The organism is Pasteurella atlantica, assembly GCF_963693435.1.
Lineage (GTDB): Bacteria > Pseudomonadota > Gammaproteobacteria > Enterobacterales > Pasteurellaceae > Phocoenobacter > Phocoenobacter atlanticus.
Map to the genome: position 1 here is coordinate 278,640 of NZ_OY856306.1, position 22,825 is coordinate 301,464.

Annotated in this window: 20 protein-coding genes, 3 tRNA genes and 1 riboswitch; of the genes, 12 read left to right on the forward strand and 11 right to left on the reverse strand. The window is 35.0% G+C overall.

Translation table 11 applies throughout. The annotated features are described in order from the left end of the window. Positions 1–475: 475 nt before the first annotated feature. On the forward strand, positions 476–1,618 hold the full coding sequence (locus U9966_RS01280) for a YjhT family mutarotase (RefSeq protein ID WP_306346793.1): 1,143 nt from the start codon (positions 476–478) through the stop codon (positions 1,616–1,618). Positions 1,619–1,699: 81 nt separating this feature from the next. On the opposite strand, the gene U9966_RS01285 is transcribed toward U9966_RS01280, so the two are convergent. From U9966_RS01285 to U9966_RS01335, 11 genes are all read right to left on the reverse strand, one after another. Further along, positions 1,700–1,776: transfer RNA gene (locus tag U9966_RS01285), tRNA-Pro, on the reverse strand. 25 nt (positions 1,777–1,801) lie between these two features. Then, positions 1,802–1,877, reverse strand: a tRNA-His gene (locus U9966_RS01290). 36 nt (positions 1,878–1,913) lie between these two features. Beyond that, positions 1,914–1,990: transfer RNA gene (locus tag U9966_RS01295), tRNA-Arg, on the reverse strand. Positions 1,991–2,166: 176 nt separating this feature from the next. After that, positions 2,167–2,859, reverse strand: coding sequence for an epoxyqueuosine reductase QueH (locus U9966_RS01300; protein ID WP_306346794.1), 693 nt, complete (start codon positions 2,857–2,859; stop codon positions 2,167–2,169). Between the two features lie 2 nt (positions 2,860–2,861). Next, positions 2,862–4,043: a serine hydrolase gene (locus U9966_RS01305; RefSeq protein ID WP_306346795.1), complete on the reverse strand. Its 1,182-nt coding sequence runs from the start codon at positions 4,041–4,043 to the stop codon at positions 2,862–2,864. A gap of 9 nt (positions 4,044–4,052) precedes the next feature. Beyond that, complete coding sequence (locus tag U9966_RS01310) at positions 4,053–4,853, reverse strand: septal ring lytic transglycosylase RlpA family protein (protein WP_306346796.1); 801 nt, start codon at positions 4,851–4,853, stop codon at positions 4,053–4,055. A 25-nt stretch (positions 4,854–4,878) separates the two neighbouring features. Further along, positions 4,879–6,021: a rod shape-determining protein RodA gene (gene rodA / locus U9966_RS01315; RefSeq protein WP_306346797.1), complete on the reverse strand. Its 1,143-nt coding sequence runs from the start codon at positions 6,019–6,021 to the stop codon at positions 4,879–4,881. Then, complete coding sequence (gene mrdA / locus U9966_RS01320; RefSeq protein WP_306346798.1) at positions 6,014–7,963, reverse strand: penicillin-binding protein 2; 1,950 nt, start codon at positions 7,961–7,963, stop codon at positions 6,014–6,016. The genes rodA and mrdA overlap by 8 nt, the downstream gene beginning before the upstream one ends. Beyond that, positions 7,963–8,430 carry a 23S rRNA (pseudouridine(1915)-N(3))-methyltransferase RlmH gene (gene rlmH, locus U9966_RS01325; protein ID WP_306346799.1) on the reverse strand — a complete coding sequence of 156 codons (468 nt, stop codon included), beginning with the start codon at positions 8,428–8,430 and terminating at the stop codon, positions 7,963–7,965. Before rlmH ends, mrdA begins: the two co-directional genes overlap by 1 nt. Beyond that, a complete protein-coding gene (gene rsfS / locus U9966_RS01330; RefSeq protein ID WP_306346800.1) occupies positions 8,427–8,744 on the reverse strand; it encodes a ribosome silencing factor in 318 nt (105 codons plus the stop codon). The genes rlmH and rsfS overlap by 4 nt, the downstream gene beginning before the upstream one ends. Before the next feature lie 142 nt (positions 8,745–8,886). After that, positions 8,887–9,426 carry a KdsC family phosphatase gene (locus U9966_RS01335; protein WP_211597175.1) on the reverse strand — a complete coding sequence of 180 codons (540 nt, stop codon included), beginning with the start codon at positions 9,424–9,426 and terminating at the stop codon, positions 8,887–8,889. Positions 9,427–9,495: 69 nt separating this feature from the next. Here U9966_RS01335 and U9966_RS01340 point away from each other — a divergent pair, with 69 nt between their 5' ends. From U9966_RS01340 to purF, 11 genes are all read left to right on the forward strand, one after another. Further along, the gene (locus tag U9966_RS01340) at positions 9,496–10,176 is read left to right on the forward strand and encodes a YggS family pyridoxal phosphate-dependent enzyme (protein ID WP_306346801.1); all 681 of its coding nucleotides are present in this window, start codon (positions 9,496–9,498) and stop codon (positions 10,174–10,176) included. A gap of 45 nt (positions 10,177–10,221) precedes the next feature. Next, positions 10,222–11,256, forward strand: a complete 1,035-nt coding sequence (rsgA, locus tag U9966_RS01345) for a small ribosomal subunit biogenesis GTPase RsgA (RefSeq protein ID WP_306346802.1) — start codon at positions 10,222–10,224, stop codon at positions 11,254–11,256. Positions 11,257–11,300: 44 nt separating this feature from the next. Beyond that, a riboswitch (purine riboswitch) is annotated at positions 11,301–11,398 on the forward strand. Positions 11,399–11,576: 178 nt separating this feature from the next. Continuing rightward, positions 11,577–15,314 carry a phosphoribosylformylglycinamidine synthase gene (locus U9966_RS01350; protein WP_306346803.1) on the forward strand — a complete coding sequence of 1,246 codons (3,738 nt, stop codon included), beginning with the start codon at positions 11,577–11,579 and terminating at the stop codon, positions 15,312–15,314. A 75-nt stretch (positions 15,315–15,389) separates the two neighbouring features. Next, positions 15,390–15,863, forward strand: a complete 474-nt coding sequence (gene purE, locus U9966_RS01355; RefSeq protein WP_407675185.1) for a 5-(carboxyamino)imidazole ribonucleotide mutase — start codon at positions 15,390–15,392, stop codon at positions 15,861–15,863. A gap of 34 nt (positions 15,864–15,897) precedes the next feature. Then, on the forward strand, positions 15,898–16,602 hold the full coding sequence (gene purC, locus U9966_RS01360) for a phosphoribosylaminoimidazolesuccinocarboxamide synthase (RefSeq protein WP_306346804.1): 705 nt from the start codon (positions 15,898–15,900) through the stop codon (positions 16,600–16,602). Positions 16,603–16,609: 7 nt separating this feature from the next. Continuing rightward, on the forward strand, positions 16,610–16,846 hold the full coding sequence (locus U9966_RS01365; protein ID WP_306346805.1) for a hypothetical protein: 237 nt from the start codon (positions 16,610–16,612) through the stop codon (positions 16,844–16,846). 63 nt (positions 16,847–16,909) lie between these two features. Beyond that, positions 16,910–17,926, forward strand: a complete 1,017-nt coding sequence (gene purM / locus U9966_RS01370; protein WP_306346806.1) for a phosphoribosylformylglycinamidine cyclo-ligase — start codon at positions 16,910–16,912, stop codon at positions 17,924–17,926. After that, complete coding sequence (locus tag U9966_RS01375; protein ID WP_306346807.1) at positions 17,914–18,480, forward strand: formyltransferase family protein; 567 nt, start codon at positions 17,914–17,916, stop codon at positions 18,478–18,480. Before purM ends, U9966_RS01375 begins: the two co-directional genes overlap by 13 nt. Positions 18,481–18,556: 76 nt before the next feature. Beyond that, entirely contained in the window at positions 18,557–20,074 is a 1,518-nt protein-coding gene (gene purH / locus U9966_RS01380) for a bifunctional phosphoribosylaminoimidazolecarboxamide formyltransferase/IMP cyclohydrolase (RefSeq protein WP_306346808.1), read from the forward strand. A 10-nt stretch (positions 20,075–20,084) separates the two neighbouring features. Beyond that, positions 20,085–21,362: a phosphoribosylamine--glycine ligase gene (purD, locus tag U9966_RS01385; protein WP_306346809.1), complete on the forward strand. Its 1,278-nt coding sequence runs from the start codon at positions 20,085–20,087 to the stop codon at positions 21,360–21,362. Positions 21,363–21,364: 2 nt separating this feature from the next. After that, a complete protein-coding gene (purF, locus tag U9966_RS01390) occupies positions 21,365–22,810 on the forward strand; it encodes an amidophosphoribosyltransferase (protein ID WP_425325398.1) in 1,446 nt (481 codons plus the stop codon). The last annotated feature ends 15 nt before the right edge of the window (positions 22,811–22,825 follow it).

Genomic DNA, 22,825 nt, shown 5'->3' on the forward strand with positions numbered 1-22,825 from the left:
TGTCATTGATCTGCATAGCTTGGGAAGACCGAAAGTAGTGATAAAAATAGTAATGATCTTTTCATTTTTTGCTCCTAATTTGTATTTAATTCAAACAACGAACTCAGATAATATTAGTTTTCTAAAACAAACTACTTAGAAGTAAAACTAATTTGGTGGTCTTTTTAACTTTTTTATCCATAATATAATCTTTTCAATAAGTTAGCAAGATCCCAACCCTTTTAGATATTTTTATAAAAATTTCAATTTTGTGAACTAACTAGCAAAATTGAATTTTTTTTATTCCTAAAATAAATCGTCTTGAATATAATCACTTTTTAGAAGTTAATTTCAAATTAACTCCAAATTTTGAAGTTTTTCTTTAGTTAATTAAATATAGGGTAAATGTAATATCTAAATTACGCCTAGTAATATTTTCGCATTTACTTTCTATTTAACTATTCCTATCTTTGTTAAATATATAAGGAGTTTATCAATGAAAAAAGTTTTTTTTAAATCATCTATCGCAATTGCAGCTCTCGCTTTAACTCAAGGTGCATTTGCTGGATCATACCCTGCTTTACCAGAAGTGATTGCGGGTTCAGGAACAGGTGCATTAGTGGGTGATACCCTTTATGTGGGGTTAGGTTCAGGTTCTGACTTATTCTATTCATTAAATTTAAAAGAAAAAGAAGCTAAATGGGAAGTGGTTCCTGCATTCCCAGGTGGTAAAAGAAACCAAGCTGTTGCCGCAGGTGTTGATGGTAAACTTTATGTTTTTGGCGGTTTCCATAATACAGAGGTTGCTGATAACCAAACGGCAAAAGATGCCTATAGCTACAATCCCGCTGATAAAAAATGGCAAAAACTAACGACTCGCTCACCATTTGGTCCAAGTGCAGGTACCAGTGTGACAACCTATAAAGGTAAAATTTACTTCTTTGGTGGGGTAAACCAAAATATTTGGGATGGCTTATTCCAAGATGCAAAAGCAGCAGGAAAAGAAGGCAAGGGCAAAGTCTTTGATAAATATTTTGATATGTCTGCAGAAGATTTCTTATTTAATTCAATTGTAACCAGCTATGAACCAAAAACCAATCACTGGGCAAATCAAGGCTACTTCCCTTATGGTGGACGTGCTGGAGCAGCCTTTGCCGTTGTTGATGGTAAATTTGTAGTTGCAAATGGTGAACTTAAAGCAGGACTTCGTACGGATACCACAGAAGTGGGAACACTAGGTGATAAAGGTATTGAGTGGAAAGCAATGCAAAAACTTCCAGCTCCAAAAGGCGATAAATATCAAGAAGGTATTGCTGCTGTAATGAGTGGTGTTAGTCACGGTACGTATTTAGTGACTGGTGGTGCAAACTTCCCAGGTGTCGCTGAAAATTACAAAAAAGGTGTCAACGATCATCGTAAAGCAAAAGCAAGTAAAACATTCCGTTCTGATGTTTATGCTTTAGATATGAAAACAGGCTCGTGGAAAATTGTAGGTAAATTGCCTGTGGGTACTGCTGGAGCAGTTTCTGTTACTTATGGCGATAAAGTGATTATTGCTGGTGGTAAAACTACGGGTAATAAAGCATTAACAGAGGTTAAAACGATGAGTTATGATGGTAAAACATTAACTGTTGAATAATCATTTCTGATTTAAAAACAAATGCCTGCAGTAATTAATTACTGTGGGTATTTTTTTGATTAAAATTGAATTAAAAAGAAGTGGTCGGCGAGATAGGATTCGAACCTACGACCCACTGGTCCCAAACCAGTTGCGCTACCAAGCTGCGCTACTCGCCGATCTTAATTTGAGTTATACAAAAAATGGGGTGGCTAATGGGATTTGAACCCACGACAACCGGAATCACAATCCGGGGCTCTACCAACTGAGCTATAGCCACCATTGTCTATTTTTTTGTTGTATTAGCATTAACGTCTGGCGCGCTCGACAAGATTCGAACTTGCGACCTTTGGCTCCGGAGGCCAACGCTCTATCCAACTGAGCTACGAACGCCTTTAAGTACTGCGTCGTTGCGAGAGCGTATGTTAGTGATTTTATAAGCTATTGTCTAGCATTTTTTTGCATTTTTTTACTGATTGAGGGGAATTTATCCAAAAACAGAAATTATTTGCAAAAAGTGTTACCGATCATACCGCTTCAAAAATATTTTGTGCACTTACTATCCAATATTATCCCATTGAGTAATAAAGTTTACCTATTTCTATTTTTTGACGACCACTTGCCTCTCGCCATCGATTAGAATCTCGCAATGAGTACACGCAACCGCAATATTCTTGTTGATAAAACTGTTCACGTTTACTGATTTCTATCATTCGTTGTGAGCCGCCACCTTTACGCCAATTGTAATCCCAATAAACGACATCATCATAAGGTTCTGCAGCACGATGCCCACAGCCATTAATTTGATTCATATCTTTCCAACGAGAAATACCTAAACAGCTCGTATAAACAGGAAAACCATTTTCGTGAGCATATTGTGCCGCTTTTTCAAAACGCATATCAAAGCACATTGTACAACGAATACCTCGTTCTGGTTCATCTTCCATTCCTTTTGCACGCTCAAACCAATCTGCACGATTATAATCTGCATCAATAAAAGGAATATTATATTTTTCTGCAAAACGAATATTTTCTTCTTTACGAATTAAGTATTCTTTTAATGGATGAATATTTGGGTTATAAAAATAAATGGTAAACTCTATTCCTGATGCCAAAATTGCTTCCATTACCTCCCCTGAACAAGGTGCACAACAAGAATGTAATAATAATTTTTTATGTCCATTCGGTAGCTCTAGTTGTGGACGAACAAAAGGTGCATTAGGATCTTTCTTTTGACGTCTCTTTTTGTGTTGCGGTTCCATATTTAATTAAAAAATCCTTGTACGGTTAAAACACACCAATCCCAAGCTTGCCCAAAGATATTTGTTTCCATTACATCTTCCATTACTTGTAAATCCGTCGAGGCGATCTCTTTTCCTGCTAATTGATAAATAATTTTTCCAACTACTTGTTTTTTGATTAAAGGTGCTTTTAACTCTTTATTCTCTAAATCGTAGCGTACTTTTAGCTCTGCCCTTTTACCTTTAGGAATAGTAATATAGCTATCGGTAAATGATCCAAGTTTTACTTTATTTTGTTCACCATAATAAACACTTTGTTCAGCAATCGTTTGATTCGCCGTCACAGATTTGAATGTTTCAAAATTATTAAATCCCCATTTTAACAATTTCTTACTTTCAATTTCACGACCTTTATAAGTGGGTACCCCCATTACGACTGAAATTAAACGCATATTCGAATTTGTCGCTGAGGCAACAAGGTTATAGCCAGCTTCATTAGTATGTCCGGTTTTCATACCATCAACATTCATTGATTTATCCCACAATAAACCATTTCGATTACGCTGTTTAATCTTATTAAAAGTAAATTCTTTTTCTGAATAAATTTTATATTCTTCAGGTAAATCACGAATAATTCGAGAAGCTATCATTGCCATATCATAAGCTGAAGAGTATTGTTTTGGATGATCTAAACCGTGCACTGTTGCAAAATGTGTATTTTTTAAACCAAACTTATCTACATATTGGTTCATTACATTAATAAAAGCTTCTTGAGAACCTGAAATATGTTCAGCCATTGCAACACAAGCATCATTTCCTGAAGCAATAATAATCCCTCTATTTAATTCATCTACAGATACTTTTTGTTTTAAGTTTAAAAACATTTTTGATGAACCTGGGAATTTATATCCCCAAGCAGCTTCAGAAACAATCACTTCATCATCATTACTAATATATCCCTGCTTAATAGCAGAACCGATAACATAACTGGTCATCATTTTAGTTAAACTCGCTGGATAATGACGTTGATTGGGATTTAAACTCGCTAATACTTGTCCCGAATTATAATCCATTAAGACATAAGTTTGTGCCTTTAATGATGGAAGAGATGGAGTAAAATCTATATCATTCTGAGCATAAGCAACCGATGATGTTATTAATACACATAATCCTAACTGGTGTAATTTATTCATAATTTTAGACATTGCATCTCCCTATTTTTTATAGTGTATATAAACTTTATTATGTGTTAAAAGAGTAAGTTGATTTTTTAGCTTTTTCGCTTGTGATATATTATCTACTGTAATTAACACATCATAGTACTTGCCATTTTTTTCAATAACAGTTTTAGGTTTAACCTTTCTTGTTATCTCATAAGCGGTATCTTTAGATTCAAAATTTGTAACTTTAACAATAATAGATGCTGTTGAATTTGACGTCTGCTTAATTTTTAATGGTAAACCTGATTTTTTGGCTATTTTTAATAAAGATGCCGTTCCCTTTCCTGAAATATAACCATTTTGATCAACTTGTAAAGCTTCAACTTTTACCTTAGCAACACCTGAATGTAGCATTCCTAAAGAACGAGCCGCTCTCTTAGAAAGATCAAGAATTCGTTTTTTACTAAATGGACCTCGATCATTTACTCTGACAATAATTTTACGCCCATTACGTAAATTAGTAACAAGCAAATAAGTACCAAACGCCAATGTTTTATGTGCAGCAGTAAAATTATTTTCATTAAAAATTTCACCACTTGCTGTTTTTCGACCATTAAACTTACCACCGTAATAACTGGCCATTCCAACAGCATGATAACGAGCCGATTTCTCTTTACTCAAGGTAGTATATTTATACCCTCTATCTCGATAGCTGTATATTCTTGTCGACACCTTAGATGGAAGTAACTTCGCACCTTTTACGTGAACATCATTTTTGGATAATTTTGCATTTGCAAAAGTACTCATTGTCATCATAGCAACAAGTAACACATTGAAAAATTTTATAACTCGCATAGTATTCCTTTAATTCAAAACCTTCTTAATATTTATATTCTGTAAATTTTCTATTGTAAGGATTGGTATCCTTCTGTTTTGTTTGATGTACATAAACAGACATCATTAAACCAAATGCCGCCATTAAAGTCACAAAAGATGTTCCTCCATAGCTAAAAAGGGGTAATGGTACACCAACCACAGGAAGAATGCCACTCACCATACCTATATTTACAAAGACATAAACAAAAAATAATAACGCTGTTCCTCCTGAGATTAAACGCCCAAATATTGAATTTGCCTTCATTCCTACAATTAATCCTCTTGCTATAATAAAAAGGTAAATCGCTAGGAGAGTAACAATTCCAACCATTCCTTGCTCTTCACCTAATACGGCAAAAATAAAGTCAGTATGAGGCTCTGGTAAAAACTCTAATTGAGATTGTGTTCCTTGCATCCAACCTTTTCCATAAAAGCCACCCGAACCAATCGCAATTTTAGATTGAATAATATGATAACCTGCACCCAGCGGATCCTTTTCTGGATCAAGTAAGGTCATTACTCTCGTTTTTTGATAATCGTGCATCAAATAAAACCACATAATCGGAATAAAAATAGCCAAACCTAAAAGCCCTGAAGCGATTAACTTCCAATTTAATCCTGCTAAAAAAAGGATGAACATCCCTGCTGCAAACACAAGAATCGAGGTACCTAAATCAGGCTGTATCGCAACCAATAATGTTGGCACTAAGATAATCACAAGTACAATAAAGGTATCTTTTAATGATGGAGGTAAAGAACGTTTACCCAAATAAGTTGCCACCATTAATGGTACGGCTAACTTTGCCACTTCTGAAGGTTGAAAACGAACAAAACCCAAGTTTAACCAACGTTGTGCTCCTTTACTTATTTCCCCCGTTACATCAACCAAAACGAGTAAAACAATACAGAGTAAATAAAGAAAAGGAGAAAAAAATTCATAAACACGAGGAGGAACAAGAGCCATAAAAAAGAGTACACCAAATCCTAATGTTATTTGAATTAATCGACTATTGAACATTCTTTCATTGGCACCACTCGCACTATATAATACCCATAAACCATAACAACTAATCATCAATAATCCAAGTAACAACCAAATATCAATATCCAATATTTTTTTCATATAAGTGATAAATGTACTATTCATTTGAAACCTTACCTTCTTGAGGGGTATTGAGCGGTGACTTTTGATCTAAATTTTGCAAATTTTTAAATAAATCCGATTCAAGAAAGATGTAATCCATTATTTTTCTCACAACTGGAGCAGCATTACTTGATCCTCCTCCTGCATTTTCCAAAATAATAGAAACGATAACTTTAGGATCTTCATAAGGCGCAAAACTAATAAATAACGCGTGATCGTGTAATTCTTTTTTAAGCTCTTTCGCATCATATTTTTGGTTTTCTGCCAAACTAAATACTTGTGCAGTACCAGATTTCCCTGCAACTTTATAAGGTGTATCGGCAAAAGCCTTGCGTGCAGTTCCATGCGATGAATTAATAACACTATACATTCCCTGTTTTGATGCTTTCCAAAATGTGTTAGGTACATTTTTTATATCATCATACAAAAGGGGATCTTGATATTGCATAACATCAACCCCCACAATTTCTTTCATTAAGTGGGGAGTATTCACTTTACCATTATTCACCAAAATAGCTAATGCTTTGGCAAGTTGTAGTGGTGTCGCTGTCCAATAGCCCTGCCCAATCCCGACAGAGACTGTATCTCCTTGTAACCACTGTTGCTTATAACGTTTTTGCTTCCATTCACGACTTGGCATAATGGCAGAAGACTCTTCAAAAATATCAATACCCGTCTTTTCTCCAAAGCCAAATTTTTTCATCCATTTTGATGTCTTATCAATACCTAAATTAAACGCCAATTGATAAAAATAAGTATCCGAAGACTCCGTAATTGCTTTATTTAAATTTGTTTGTCCGTGTCCTGCTCGTTTCCAATCTCTAAATTTACGGCTAGTATTTGGAATTATCCAATATCCTGGATCAAAAATGGTCATCTGAGGTGTAACAATCCCTTCTGTTAAACCTGCAATTGCCATAAAAGGTTTAATTGTTGAGGCAGGAGGGTAAGATCCTTGCGTTGCTCGGCTATACAGAGGTCGATTAGGATTATTTAATAAATACTCATAATCATCGTAAGAAATACCATCAACAAATAAATTATTGTTATAACTCGGATTGGTAACCATTGCTAATATGCTACTATCTTTCGCATCTAATACCACAACCGCCCCTTTGTTATCCGATAATAAATCCACAATATAACGCTGTAAATCAATATCAAGCGTCAATTGAATACTGCTTCCTGCAATGGCATTTTTTTCCCTTAATTTACGAATAACTTTACCTCTATTATTAATTTCAACTTCTTCAAATCCTGGCATTCCGTGTAGCTGCTCTTCATAATATTTTTCGATACCACGCTTACCAATACTATGCATACCTGCATAATCTTGATATTTCCCTTCCGCTTTCAACTTTTTTTGATCTTTGTCATTTATTTTTGCGACATAGCCAATAATATGCGTTAATGCATCGCCATAAGGATAATAACGTTTAAAATAAGCTTGAACATCAATGTTAGGAAATAAATATTGATTTACAGCAAAACGAGCAATTTGTTCTTCTGTTAAATCTTTTTTTAAAATAATAGGCGTGTAATGGGAAGAACGTCTGCGTTCTTTATGAAAGGCTTCAATATCCTTATCTGTTAAGCCTACAACATCTTTTAATTTTTGTAATGTTTCTTTGAGATTATTGACTTTTTCAGGAACAATATATAATCCAAAAAAAGTTAAATTCTGTGCGAGTACTTTTCCCTTACGATCATAAATCAATCCTCGAACAGGAGGAGTTGGTAATAATTTAATTCTATTTCCATTAGAACGAGTTTGGTAGGTTTTATAATCAATAATTTGTAAATGATAGATATTAGCAAATAATATTGCAGTTAACACAAGAACACCAAGAAACCCAATTAATGCTCGACGAATAAAAAGATGAGCCTCAGCCTTACCGTTGCTCACTTCTTTGGATACTAATTCTTTTTGGCTAAAAACGTTCATTATTCTCTATGATAAGGATGATTAGTAGTTAATGACCACGCACGATACAAGCTCTCTGCCACAACCACTCTCACAAGGGGATGAGGCAAAGTTAATGGCGAAAGTGACCAACTTTGTTCTGCTCGTTGTTTACATTCAGGCGACAAACCTTCAGGACCACCGACAAGTAAGCTCACATCTCGTCCATCATTTTTCCATATTTCTAATTGCTGAGCTAACTGCCCAGTTGTCCAAGGCTTACCCGGAATATCTAAGGTAACAATGCGATTACGCCCACAGGCGTTTAACATCGCATAACCCTCTTGCTCTAAAATACGTTTAATATCCGCATTTTTACCTCGTTTTCCCGCAGGAATTTCTACCAATTCAAAAGGCATATCCTTAGGAAAACGACGTTGATACTCTTCAAATCCAGTTGTTACCCATTTTGGCATTTTCGTACCAACTGCAACTAACTGAATTCTCATCTATGCCACAATTTCTCTAATTGATACAATTCACGGCTATCTTGTTGCAAAATATGTACTATTGCTTGCCCAAAATCTACCGCTATCCAATCTGCTGTCACTTTCCCTTCAGAGGCAAAGACTTCAATACCCGCTTTTTTACTTTCTTCGGTTAAATTATCTGCCATTGAGGCTACGTGACGGCTTGATGTTCCTGTACATACAATCATTGTATCAGTAATACTCGAATTGCCTTTTACATTAATAGCTTGTATATTTTCAGCTTTTAAATCAGCCAAAGTGTTCTTTAAAAATTCAACTAAATTGATTTCCACTTGTTTATTGTCCTTTACGATATATATTCAATAGACAAGGTATGCCTTGTCTCTACGTGTTATTTAAAATTTTTTGATTAATTTGCGAATTTTATCACAAATCTTACCGCTTGTTTTTATGATTTTAAAATTATATCTAAAACTACTGAGTCATTTGCTCAACCACTCTCATAAAACCGTCTGCTGTACTGTAAACATCTTCCTTTCCTTGTGAGAGTAACAACATATCGGAAAGTTCACGAAAAGCACCTTGTCCCCCTGCCTTTTTTAAAATTAAATCAGCTTGCTTTTTAATGTAATCAGGGGCATCTGCCACAGCAATTGCCAAACCACAAATCTCAAATGCGGGTAAATCTAAGGTATCATCACCAATGTAAGCCGTTTCTTCTGGGGTTACTCCTGCTTGCTCAATTAAGGTCAAACAAGCGGTGCGTTTTTCCATTTTCCCTAATAAAAAATAAGGAATTTTCAACACATCAATTCGTTTACGTAACAACGGCGAATCACCGCCCGAAAGCACCGCCACTTTTGTACCTGTAGTTAAGAGCATTTTAATACCTAAACCATCTTGTACGTGGAATTTTTTTAATTCTTCGCCTTTTTCATTGTAATAAAGTCCGCCGTCTGTTAAAACACCATCGACATCGGTTATTACTAATTTAATTTTTGCTAACTCTTTCATATATTCTCTATTGATTTAAACCATATTGCATTTTAATATGGAGAGATTATAGCTTATTTAGGATTAAAAATGTCTATTGAACAAAATTTAACACAAATAAAGAAACAAATTTGCAAATTTTTACAAAAATGTAACCGCTCAGATCAAGTAACATTACTTGCAGTAACCAAAACCAAACCTGTAAACGATATTGAACAAGCAATTGCTTGCGGACAACGTGCCTTTGGGGAAAATTATGTGCAAGAAGGGGTAGAAAAAATTGCTTATTTTCATAATTATAATGATCTTGAATGGCATTTTATTGGTACGCTACAATCAAAAAAGACCCGCTTAGTGGCTGCATATTTTGATTGGGTACAAACTATCGATCGCTTAAAAGTCGCCACTCGCTTAAATGAACAACGCCCTGAACACCTTGCTCCACTGAATGTGTTAATCCAAATTAACATTAGTGATGAAGAATCAAAATCAGGGATTGCTCCCCGTGAAATGCTCTCTCTTGCCAATGAAATTATGCTGTTACCACGTTTAAAACTACGTGGTTTGATGGCGATTCCAAAATCGGAGAGTGAGCCTGAAAAACAAAAAATCGCCTTAAATAAAATGAAAGCATTATTTGATACCTTACAACAGCACTACCCCGAAATTGACACCCTTTCAATGGGAATGAGCAATGATATGCAAAGTGCGATTGAATGTGGTTCAACAATGGTTCGTATAGGAAGTGCAATTTTTGGAGCAAGAAGTTAATTCTTAGGCTATAATTTAATAAAATCAGTTAATTTGGATAATCTTTTGGGAAAACAACGAAAACTCACACAAAATCAAAAACGACGTATTCAATCTAATCATCACAATAAAATTCATAAAAAAGAATTAGAATGGCAAGATGAAATGCTGGGTGAAACAAAAGATGGTTTGGTTATCGCCCGTCACGCTAAACATGCTGACGTAGAAAATTCAGATGGTGAGGTATGCCGTTGTAATCTACGTCGAACTCTAAAATCTGTGGTAGTCGGTGATAAAGTATCCTGGCGAAAAGGCAGTGAACAATTACAAGGCATTAGTGGTGTGATCGAGGCAATTTATCCTCGTAAAAATGAACTTTCTCGCCCCGATTATTATGACGGAATCAAAGTAATGGCATCAAATATTGATCAAATTATTATTGTATCTGCCGTATTGCCTGAGTTGTCATTAAATATTATTGATCGCTATTTGGTGATTTGTGAAAATGCAAAAATTCCAGCCTTAATAGTGTTAAATAAAATTGATTTATTAAATGATGATGAGCGACAAGAAGTTGAGAAACAACTTGATATCTATCGTAACATTGGTTATCAAAGCCTTTGTTTATCTGCTCAAACAGGAGAGGGAATGGAAAAATTAGACCACTATCTTTCACAAGGTACGTCTATTTTTGTAGGACAATCTGGTGTCGGAAAATCAAGCTTAATCAACCAAATACTGCCAGAAAGCAATATACTCACTAATAAAGTGAGTACTAACTCAGGGTTAGGGCAACACACGACTACCGCTTCCTATTTATATCAATTACCACAAGGTGGTAAACTAATTGATTCTCCAGGTATTCGTGAGTTTGGCTTATGGCATTTAGAGGTGGAGCAAATCACTCAAGGTTATATAGAATTTCAATCTATTTTAGGTTTATGCAGATTCCGTGATTGTAAACACAACACCGATCCAAACTGTGCAATTAGAGAAGCCGTAGAAGAAGGCAAAATTAACCGAACTCGCTTTGAAAATTATCATCGTTTAATTGAAAGTAGTAAAGAAGTGAAAGGACAACGCTATTTTAAAAACAATTAATTTTTATTTAAAAAAAGAGGATTACTTTACAAAAAAATGTTGTACAATCGCACAAAATTTTTAATCGTATATGCTCAAAATATGGTTGAGCGTCTCTACAGTTAACCTTAAATTAACTACTACGAAAATAACTCTTATTACAAAAAGTACTGAATTTAATTCTGTACTCCTTGCGTTGTTTTCGTAAAACTATGGTATTTTGTAATGAGAATAAAGCACTTGTATAAATCACAAAATAATTTATCTGTATTATTCAGCCTAGATGCGTGCATCTAGGCTTTTTTTGTTTCTAACATTTTTAAAATGACTTTGAGGATAAGATGACAAATCTACGTTTTTTCATTGAAAAGCAGTCTGGTTTTGATATAGAGGCGAAGCAGTTATGTGCTAAATTTAAACAAGAATTACATATTCAAGGATTAGAATCCTTAAAGGTAATCAATGGTTATGATATTTTTGATCTAGAAGCAAGTGTCCAAGAGATTGCTAAAATTAAATATCGAATTTTATCAGAACTTGTTAGTGATAAAGTTATTGATGAATTAGAATTAACAAATAAAACGTACTTTGCTGTTGAATGCTTAGATGGGCAATTCGACCAACGAGCAGACTCTGCTTTACAATGTATTGAAATTATTTTATCAAAAAAACTTAATATTACCGTTAAATCTTTTAAAATTATTATTCTTGAAGGAAGTGTTAACCTCGCTGATCTCAGTAAAATTAAACAATTCTATATAAACCCTGTTGATAGCAAAGAGAAAGATTTATCTCTCTTTGCTAAAACACCCATTACTATTAATGATAGCGTAGTTATCTATGATAACTTCCTCAGTCTTAATCATAACCAACTCGATCAATTAAAAGATGAACTAAATCTTGCTATGGGCTACGAAGATTTACATTCTATTCATCAACATTATCAACAACTAGGTAGAAATCCTACTGAAACTGAAATTAAAGTTTTTGATACCTATTGGTCAGATCATTGTCGCCATACCACCTTTGAAACACAAATTAGACATATCAGCTTTCCTGATTCGCCTTTTGGACAACAAATGCAGTCAGCATTCAATCATTATTTAGACATTAAATCAAAAGTAGCTGCAAATAAGTCTCAGTGTCTAATGGATATGGCAACAGTGATGGCAAAATATTTACATAAAACTGGATATTTAGATGATTTAGAAATTTCTGATGAAAACAATGCCTGTTCTGTCTATTTGGATGTGGAAACTAGCGATTTTTCAGGGGAAAAACACCTTGAAAAATGGTTGTTGATGTTCAAAAATGAAACTCACAATCACCCAACAGAAATTGAACCGTTTGGTGGTGCCTCTACTTGTTTAGGCGGTGCTATTCGAGATCCATTATCTGGGCGAGCTTATGTTTATCAGGCAATTCGCGTGACAGGTTCAGCTAATCCACTGGAAAAAATCGAAGATACTCTTGCTGGTAAATTAAGCCAACAAAAAATCACCACTGAAGCTGCTGAAGGTTATTCTTCCTATGGTAACCAAATTGGTATTGCTACCTCATTGGTATCAGAGTTGTATCACGAAGGTTATAAAGCTAAACGTATGGAAGTAGGTGCTGTGGTTGCTGCTGCTCCAATTAAAAATGTAATTAGAGCTAAACCACAACCCAATGATCACATTATTTTACTCGGTGGCAAAACAGGACGCGATGGCTGTGGTGGTGCATCAGGTTCATCCAAAGAACATAATGATAGCTCTTTACTACTTTGTGGAGCAGAAGTACAAAAAGGTAATGCTCTAGAAGAGCGTAAAATTCAACGTTTATTCAGAAATGCTAACGCAACTAAATTAATTAAAAAATGTAATGATTTTGGTGCAGGTGGGGTTTGTGTTGCGATTGGTGAACTTGCCGATGGTGTTAAAGTTAATCTTGATTTAATTCCTGTAAAATATGAAGGTTTAAGCGGTACTGAACTTGCTATTTCTGAATCACAAGAACGTATGGCCGTGATTGTGTCTGAAAAAGACAGCCAAACCTTTTTACAATATGCCCAAGAAGAAAATTTATTAGCAACAGTCGTTGGTAAAGTAACAGATGATAGTCGTTTACTACTAACGTGGAAAGGGACAAATATTGTCGATATTCAACGTGAGTTTTTAAACACTAATGGTGTGAGACAACAAATTGATATTACCATTACCGATATTGATAGACAACAACCCTTTAAGCGGGTGGTTTCAGGTGATAATTTACAAAAACAGTGGGAAGAAAATTTATGTGATTTAAACGTCGCCTCACAAAAAGGTTTAAGCGAAATGTTTGATTCTACTGTTGGAGCAGGAACAGTATTAATGCCATTTGGTGGACGTTACCAAATGACCCCAATAGATGTTTCTGTTGCTAAATTGCCAGTGCTTAATAAAGAAACACAAACCGTTTCTGCCATTACTTGGGGGTGTAATCCTTATCTATTATCGTGGTCACCTTATCACGGTGCAATGTATGCCGTCATTGATTCTCTCGCTAAATTAGTTTCAGTCGGTATTGATTATAAGAAAGCTCGCTTATCGTTCCAAGAATACTTTCAAAAACTGGGGCAGGATAGTGTCGCTTGGTCAAAACCTTTTTTAGCACTACTGGGAGCAATCAAGGCTCAAAGTGATTTTCACGTTGCTGCTATTGGTGGTAAAGATTCGATGAGTGGCACATTTAACGATTTGCACGTACCACCGACTTTTATTTCTTTTGCAGTAAGTTCTGGTAATATTAATAACATTATTTCTCCTGAATTTAAGCAAGTTGGTTCATATATCTATCTACTGGATAATCCATTAGATAATGAGGGGCAATATGATGCCCATACCCTTAAAAATAATTTTGAGACAGTGCTGACAGGTATTGAAAAAGGCACTATATTATCAGCAATGACAGTAAAACACGGTGGTATTGCGGAAGCTTTGGCAAAAATGAGTTTCGGTAATCGTATCGGTGTTAGACTCAATAATAATGACACTGATTATTTTACTATTAAACCCGCCAGCATTGTTATTGAAAGTCAGCAAATAATCAATCAACCTAATGCGATTTTATTAGGGCGAAGTATTAATGAATTTTCTATTATTATTGATAACGAACATATTAATCTAACTACTTTGCAAGAAGTATGGCTAGGAAAACTAGCAAAAATTTTTCCAGTAAAAACGGATGAACAACCGGCTATTCTGACAGATTTATCTGTGACAACAAATAAAATAGCACATTCAATACAAGGTGTTAAGGTTGCAAAACCTAGAGTATTAATCGCCACTTTCCCTGGTAGTAATTCAGAATACGATATGTATAACGCATTTAATCGCAATGGAGGATGTGCGGAAATACTATTATTTAGAAATATTACCTCAAATTATATTCGTGATTCTATTAATCAACTGTGCCATAAACTTAAAACAGCACAAATCTTTGTATTACCTGGCGGTTTTAGTGCAGGTGATGAGCCAGATGGTTCAGGTAAATTTATTGCTGCTATCTTACAAAACCCACAATTAAAAGAGAGTATTAATGAATTTCTAGCAAGAGATGGCTTGATTTTAGGTATCTGTAATGGCTTCCAAGCTCTTGTTAAATCAGGCTTGTTACCAAATGGTGATATAGGTCAAATTACGCCGCAATCGCCAACGCTAACTTTTAATAAGATCGGTCGCCATATTTCTCAAATGGTAACAACAAAAATAGTAAATAACCAATCACCTTGGTTATCTTCTTTTGCTGTAGGACAAACTTTTGATATTCCCGTTTCTCATGGTGAAGGGCGTTTTTATGCAAGCGAAGATACCTTACAACAACTCATTACCAATGGGCAAATTGCGACACAATATGTTGATTTATCTGGTAGAGCAACTAATGAATTTATTTATAACCCTAATGGTTCAAGCCTAGCCATAGAAGGTATTATGTCAGCTGACGGTCGCATTTTAGGAAAAATGGGGCATTGTGAACGTTATTCTAAGGGAACATTTAAAAATATTTCTGGTGATAATAACCAAAATATTTTTGTTAATGGTATCAATTATTTCAGGTAGTTTAGAAATAATTGTGAAAAAACAGAAGTCAAATAACATTATTTTAGTTGTATAAAAACTCATATAGGAGCAAAAATGAAAGTAGGAATTATCTTCGGTAGTCAATCTGACTTAGAAGTAATGCGAGGTGCGGCAAATTGCCTTAAACAATTTGGTGTAACGTACTCAGCACACATATTATCAGCACACCGTGTGCCTGAATTACTGGTTGAAAAACTGGCTGAATTCGAACGTGAAGGCTATGGTGTTGTGATTGCAGGTGCTGGACTTGCTGCTCACTTACCTGGCGTTGTTGCATCTAAAACCACTTTGCCAGTTATCGGTGTACCGATAAATGCTGCTCTTGACGGTTTAGACTCTCTATTGTCTATTGTACAAATGCCAAAATCAATTCCTGTGGCTACTGTAGGGATTAATAATTCCTACAATGCTGGAATGCTTGCGGTACAGATATTAGCAACAAACAATGCCGAATTACGAACCAAACTGCAAGATTTCAGACAACAAATGAAGGCTGATTTTAAGCAAAATATGAATGTAGAACTATAACCATTAATTATTTTATCCAAACGAGAGAAAAACAATGAAAACAGAATTTATTTATGAAGGCAAAGCCAAACAAATTTATGCAACCGATAATGCTGAGCAAGTGATTATTTTTTACAAAGATGATGCCACGGCTGGTAATGGTGCAAAAAAAGGAACAATCAAAGATAAAGGCGTACTCAATAACCAAATTACTACAATAATTTTTAAATTATTGGAAGAAAATGGTATCAAAACGCACTTTATTGAAAAATTAAGCGATCGTGAACAGCTATGCCAAAAAGTTAAAATCTTTCCTCTAGAAGTCATCGTTAGAAACGTAATTGCAGGTTCAATGGCAAAACGAGTGGGTATTACCGAAGGTACAAAACCAAATAATACCATTTTTGAAATTTGCTATAAAAATGATGAATATGGCGATCCATTGATTAATGATCACCACGCCGTCGTATTAGGTTTAGCAACTTATGATGAATTGGCAAATATTTATAATATTACTGCTAAGATTAATGATTTGTTAAAAACCAAATTTGACAAACTTGGCATTACATTAGTCGATTTTAAAATTGAATTTGGTAAAAATGCAAAAGGCGATATTTTACTTGCTGATGAAATTACGCCTGATACCTGTCGTTTCTGGGATAAAGAAACAGGTAAAAAATTAGATAAAGACCGTTTCCGTCAAGATTTAGGCGATATTGAAGATGCCTATTTGGAAATTTTTCAGCGTTTAGCAAAATAAAAAGAATATGAAAAAATTAGCAGAATTAAGTAAATCAGAATGGTATGACCTTGCACTTGCTGTTTATGCCCTTTCTCGTAGTGATACTTCTTCTTGGGAAGAACTTTCTGATGATTTACAAAATACTGATGTGGGTAAATTATGCCAACGATATTTAAAAACTCGTGATTATAAACATATAGATATGGCAGGTCAGCTTATGATAGGCAAACACTGGGAAATAGCATTTGGAAGAATGTTTTAAACATTTTATTGTAATAAGTATATTACGAATTTATTAAGTTGAAATTAACAAAGTGGAGAAAAAATGACCACAAGTACATACAAACAAGCAGGCGTAGATAAAGAAGAAGGCTATAAAGCCGTTGAACTGATGAAGAAAAAAGTGCAACAAACACATAATTCATCAGTACTAACCAATTTAGGTAGTTTTGGAGCGATGTACGAATTGGGTAAATATAAAAACCCCATTTTAGTATCAGGCACCGACGGTGTAGGCACAAAATTAGAAATCGCTTTAACGCAGAAAAAATACGATACGGTCGGTATTGATGCCGTGGCGATGTGTGTTAATGATATTTTATGTCACGGTGCAAAACCACTGTTCTTTTTAGATTATTTGGCGTGTGGCAAATTAGAGGCTGAAGTTGCCGCTGAATTAGTATCAGGCATTTCTGATGGCTGTTTACAAGCTGGAGCAGCTTTAATTGGTGGAGAAACCGCTGAAATGCCCGGATTTTATCAAATCGGTGATTACGATATTGCTGGATTTTGTGTTGGTGTCGTAGAAAAATCACAATTGATTAATGGGGATAAAGTACGTGCTGGTGATAGTATTATTGCCTTACCTTCGAGTGGTTTTCATAGTAATGGTTTTTCTCTGCTACGCAAAATTTTTAGCGATTATAATGAAGTTATTGAAGGCAAAAGTGTCAGTAATTGGCTACTAACTCCAACCAAAATCTATGTGAAACCGATCTTACAACTATTGGAAAAGTTTGATATTCACGCAATGGCACATATTACTGGCGGTGGTTTGATTGAAAATCTACCTCGTTGTATGAATAAAGACTTATCACCTGTAGTGTTCAAAAATAAGGTCACTCCACTATGGCAATCACTACCACTCTTTGCCGAAGTTCAGCAACGAAGTAATATCAGTGAAGATGAGATGTTTGGCACTTTTAATATGGGCGTAGGTTTTACCCTTGTGGTTAATCCTGATATGGCTGATGATGTTATTGATTATTTAGCCAGTATTGGCGAACCTGCTTATGTGATTGGACATATTGAACAAGGAGATAATCAATTGTGTCTAAAATAACACCTAAAGACCCTGTCAAAATTGCTGTTTTAGTCTCTGGTGGTGGTAGCAATATGATGCAATTAATTAAACATAAAATTGCAATCGATTGCGTTGTTGCAGATAGAAATTGTAAAGCTACCGCTCTCGCTGAACAACACCATATCACCACCTTTCAAGTAACAAGAGACGATTGTTCACAGCAAATTTGTGAAATTTTAGCTACACGCAAAATTAATTTAGTGGTACTGGCTGGATTTTTATCTATTTTAGATAAAGACCTCACTGACGGCTATACCGTCATTAATATCCACCCCTCGCTACTACCTAAATATGGTGGACGTGGAATGTATGGCTTAAATGTACACAAAGCTGTCTTTGAAAGTGGTGATACCATTAGTGGTTGCACTGTGCATTATGTAAATGAAGGTATAGATACTGGCGATATTATCGCTCAAAGCGAAGTAGATATCAGTAATGCCAACAGTGTCAAAGAGATTGCCAAATTGGTATTAGAAAAAGAGTGGGTATTATTACCAATGGTAGTTAAAGACCTAATTAAATATTCACTGTAAAGAAAGAATAACCCCATCTTTACATTGTATTTGTGATAACAAACTTATTTTAGAATAACAATCAGGAAATGAAAAAATGAAAAGAGCATTAATATCCGTTTATGATAAGGAAGGTGTTGTTGAGTTAGCTGAACAATTGATTAAACACGATATAGAGATTATTTCTACAGGTGGAACTTATCAACATTTATTAGATAACGGTGTACCTGTACTAGAGGTCAGCCAAGTGATTGAATCTGATGAAATGCTAGATGGTCGAGTAAAAACGCTCCACCCATATATTCACGGTGGTATTTTGGCAATACGTGACAATGCAGAACATATGCAAACTTTAAGAGAAAAAAATATCGCCACCATTGATTTTGTCATTGTGAATCTTTATCCATTCTTTGATAAAGTGAAAGAAAATTTACCTTTTGATGATACTATTGAATTTATTGATATTGGTGGTCCAACAATGCTCCGCAGTGCTGCCAAGTCATTTAAAGATGTAGTAGTCATTACTGATAAAAAAGATTATCAAATCGTTATTGATGAACTAAATAACAGTCAAACTATTAGCTATGAAACAAGGAAATTTTTTGCAAAAAAAGTATTTAATCTGACCGCTTGTTATGATGCTGCTATTTCCCAATTCCTACTTGATGATGACTGCCCTGAATTTTTAACGATTTCTTATCAAAAAGAAAGTGAAATGCGTTATGGCGAAAATTCACATCAAAAAGCGGTTTACTATGTTGATAAAATGAATGATGGAGCAATGAAAAACTTTAGCCAGCTAAACGGTAAAGCCTTATCATTTAACAATATTCGAGATATGGATTTAGCGTGGAAAGTAGTCTGTGAATTTAATGAAACTGAAGATACTGCTTGTTGTGCAGTTAAGCACTCAACACCTTGTGGTGTTGCCATTGCTGATAGCGTTGAAACAGCCTATAACAAAACCTACGAATGCGACCCCGTATCAATTTTTGGTGGCATTGTTGCCTTTAACAGTGAAGTTGATGAAAGTACGGCAAAAAAATTAAACGATATTTTCCTAGAAATTGTTATTGCTCCTAGCTTTAGCGATAACGCCCTTACTGTTCTTAAACAAAAGAAAAACTTAAGAGTCATCAAATGCAATCAAAAGCCACAAGACAGTAAAGAATATATCAAAGTAGATGGTGGTTTGTTAGTACAAGACGTAAATAATGCCCTACTAGATAATGCTAAAGTGGTCACAAATAAACAACCAAATGATATTGAGAATAAAGACTTATTATTTGCTTTAAAAGTGGTTAAATATGTGAAATCAAATGCAATAGTGATTGCCAAAGATGGACAAACACTTGGAATTGGTGGCGGTGAAGTCAGTCGTATTTGGGCAACAGAAAAAGCCATTGAAAGAGCTAATACCTTTGATAAAACCAATATGGTGCTTGCCTCTGATGCATTTTTCCCATTTAGTGATGTGGTTGAATTAGTATCAGAAAATGCTATTACTGCAATTATTCAACCGGGTGGCTCTATTCGTGATCAAGATTCTATTGATGTCTGCAATAAAAAAGATATTGCGATGGTATTTAGTCAATTAAGACATTTTAAACATTAAGGTAACCTAAATGAAAATATTAATTATAGGAGCAGGTGGTCGTGAACACGCTATCGCTTGGAAGATAGCTCAAAATCCACGAGTAACAAAGATTTACGCAGCAGTGGGTAATGCCTATGATACTTTATTACCTAATTGCGAAAATGTAAACTTAACAACAAGTCAAGAAATCCTTACTTTTGCTAAAGAACAACAAATAGATTTAACAATTGTTGGTAGTGAGGAATTATTAGTAGCAGGTATCGTTGATTTATTTCAGCAAAATAACTTAACTATTTTTGGACCTGATAAAAAAGCAGCTAAATTAGAAGGTTCTAAATCTTTCGCTAAGCAATTTATGCAGAAGTATGGTGTGAAAACAGCAAAATCACAAAGTTTTAATGATCCTAAACTTGCTCTAGGTTATATCAAATTTATGCCATATCCCCTTGTAGTTAAAGCCAGTGGTTTAGCAGCAGGTAAGGGCGTGGTTATCTGTCAAACACATACAGAGGCTGAAAAAACCATTGATGATATGATGGTTAAAAAAGTTTTCGCCAATGCTGGTGATACCATTATTATCGAACAATTTCTAGAAGGTGTGGAAATTTCTATTTTATCAGTCACTGATGGTAAAACAATTTTACCTTTTATCTCTGCCAAAGATCACAAAAAAATTGGTGAGGGAGATACAGGTTTAAATACTGGCGGAATGGGGGTTATTGCCCCCAATCCACATTACACCCCAGAAGTAAAACAACAATTCATTACTGATATTCTGCAACCAACATTAAAAGGGTTACAGCAAGAAAAAATGGACTTTGCAGGCGTCATTTTCTTTGGATTAATGGTGTGTGCTGACGGCGTTTATTTACTCGAATACAATATGCGTTTTGGTGATCCTGAAACGCAAGCCGTTTTACCACTTTTAGAAAGTGATCTACTGGAGATTATTCAAAAATCCTTAGATAAACAGTTAGAAAGTATCACTCTACAATGGCATAACGCTAGCACTTGTTGTGTCGTCCTTACTGCAGGGGGCTACCCTACCAAATATAAGAAAGGGGACAAAATTTTAGGCATAGCAGAAAGCATTGAAAAAAAGGATTGTCAAATTTTCTTCGCAGGTGTTCAAGAAAAAGAACACCTCTACTACACAAACGGTGGAAGGGTGCTTAATATCGTAGGAATAGCGAGTAGCCTAGAACAGGCAAAAGAAAAAGCATATCAAAACGTGGCTAACATTACTTTTAGAGAAATGTATTATCGTAATGATATTGGTCAATTACTTTCAGATAAAGGGATATAAAAATGTGTGGTGTTGTTGGTGTTGTTGTTGCTCAAAATTATGTAAATCAAATTATCTTTGATGCCCTTACGGTGTTACAACACCGTGGGCAAGATGCTGCTGGAATAGTTACTGGCGATAATGGTAAATTTTATATGCGAAAAGAAAATGGATTAGTCAGAGAGGTTATTCGTACTCGCCATATGAAAAAATTAACAGGAAATATTGGTATTGGACACGTTCGATACCCAACTGCAGGTACAAATAATGTGGCAGAAGCTCAACCTTTCTACGTTAACGCACCCTACGGTATCGCACTAGCTCATAATGGTAATTTGACAAATACCGCTCAATTAATTGAAGAAATTCATAGTAATGATCTGCGGCACCTTAATACCTATTCTGATTCAGAAATATTATTAAATGTTTTTGCTCATGAGCTACAGAGACAAGGAGCAAAAACCCCTACTGCAAAAGATATCTTTCAAGCAATTACTCAAGTTCATCAACGAATTCGTGGTGGATATGCAGTTGTAACACTTATTACTGGCTACGGTATTGTCGCATTTCGAGATCCTTATGGTATACGACCTCTCGTCTATGGAAGCCGCCAAACAGATAAAGGAACGGAGTATATGGTTGCATCCGAAAGTGCAGCTTTAAGTATCTGTGGTTTTAAGTTAGAACGAGATATTCAAGCAGGAGAAGCTATTTTTATTAGTACACAAGGAGAATGTTTTACTCAAATTTGTGTAGACCATCCACAAACTACTCCTTGCTTATTTGAATATATTTATTTATCCCGTCCTGACTCTATTTTGGACGGTGTCTCGGTTTATCATTCTCGTATGGCACAAGGTATCAAATTAGCTCAAAAATTACAGCGCGAATGGTCACATCACGATATTGATGTCATTATTCCTATACCAGAAACAAGTGGAACAGCCGCCATTGAAATGGCTCGGTATTTAAACTTACCCTGTCGATTTGGTTTTGTAAAAAACCATTATATTGGACGTACTTTTATTATGCCTAACCAAGCACAACGACAACAATCTGTGCGACGTAAACTCAATCCTATTCGTAGTGAATTTGAGGGGAAAAATGTCTTACTAGTAGATGATTCTATTGTACGTGGAACAACATCAAAGCAAATTATCAAAATGGCTCGAGAGATGGGAGCAAAAAAGGTTTATTTTGCTTCAGCTGCACCAGCAGTTCGTTATCCTAATGTCTATGGCATTGATATGCCCTTAGCCACAGAATTGATTGGTTATAACAGAGATGATGAGGCTATTGGTAAGCAAATAGGTGCTGATGGAATTATATTTCAAGATTTAACTGATCTAAAAACATTAATTATGGAACTCAATCCTAAACTAACACAATTTGAAACAAGTATATTTGATGGTCATTATATAACTAATGAAAAAGATAACCCTAATCTACAAGAAATTCTAAAGGAGTGAAACTTATAACTCAAG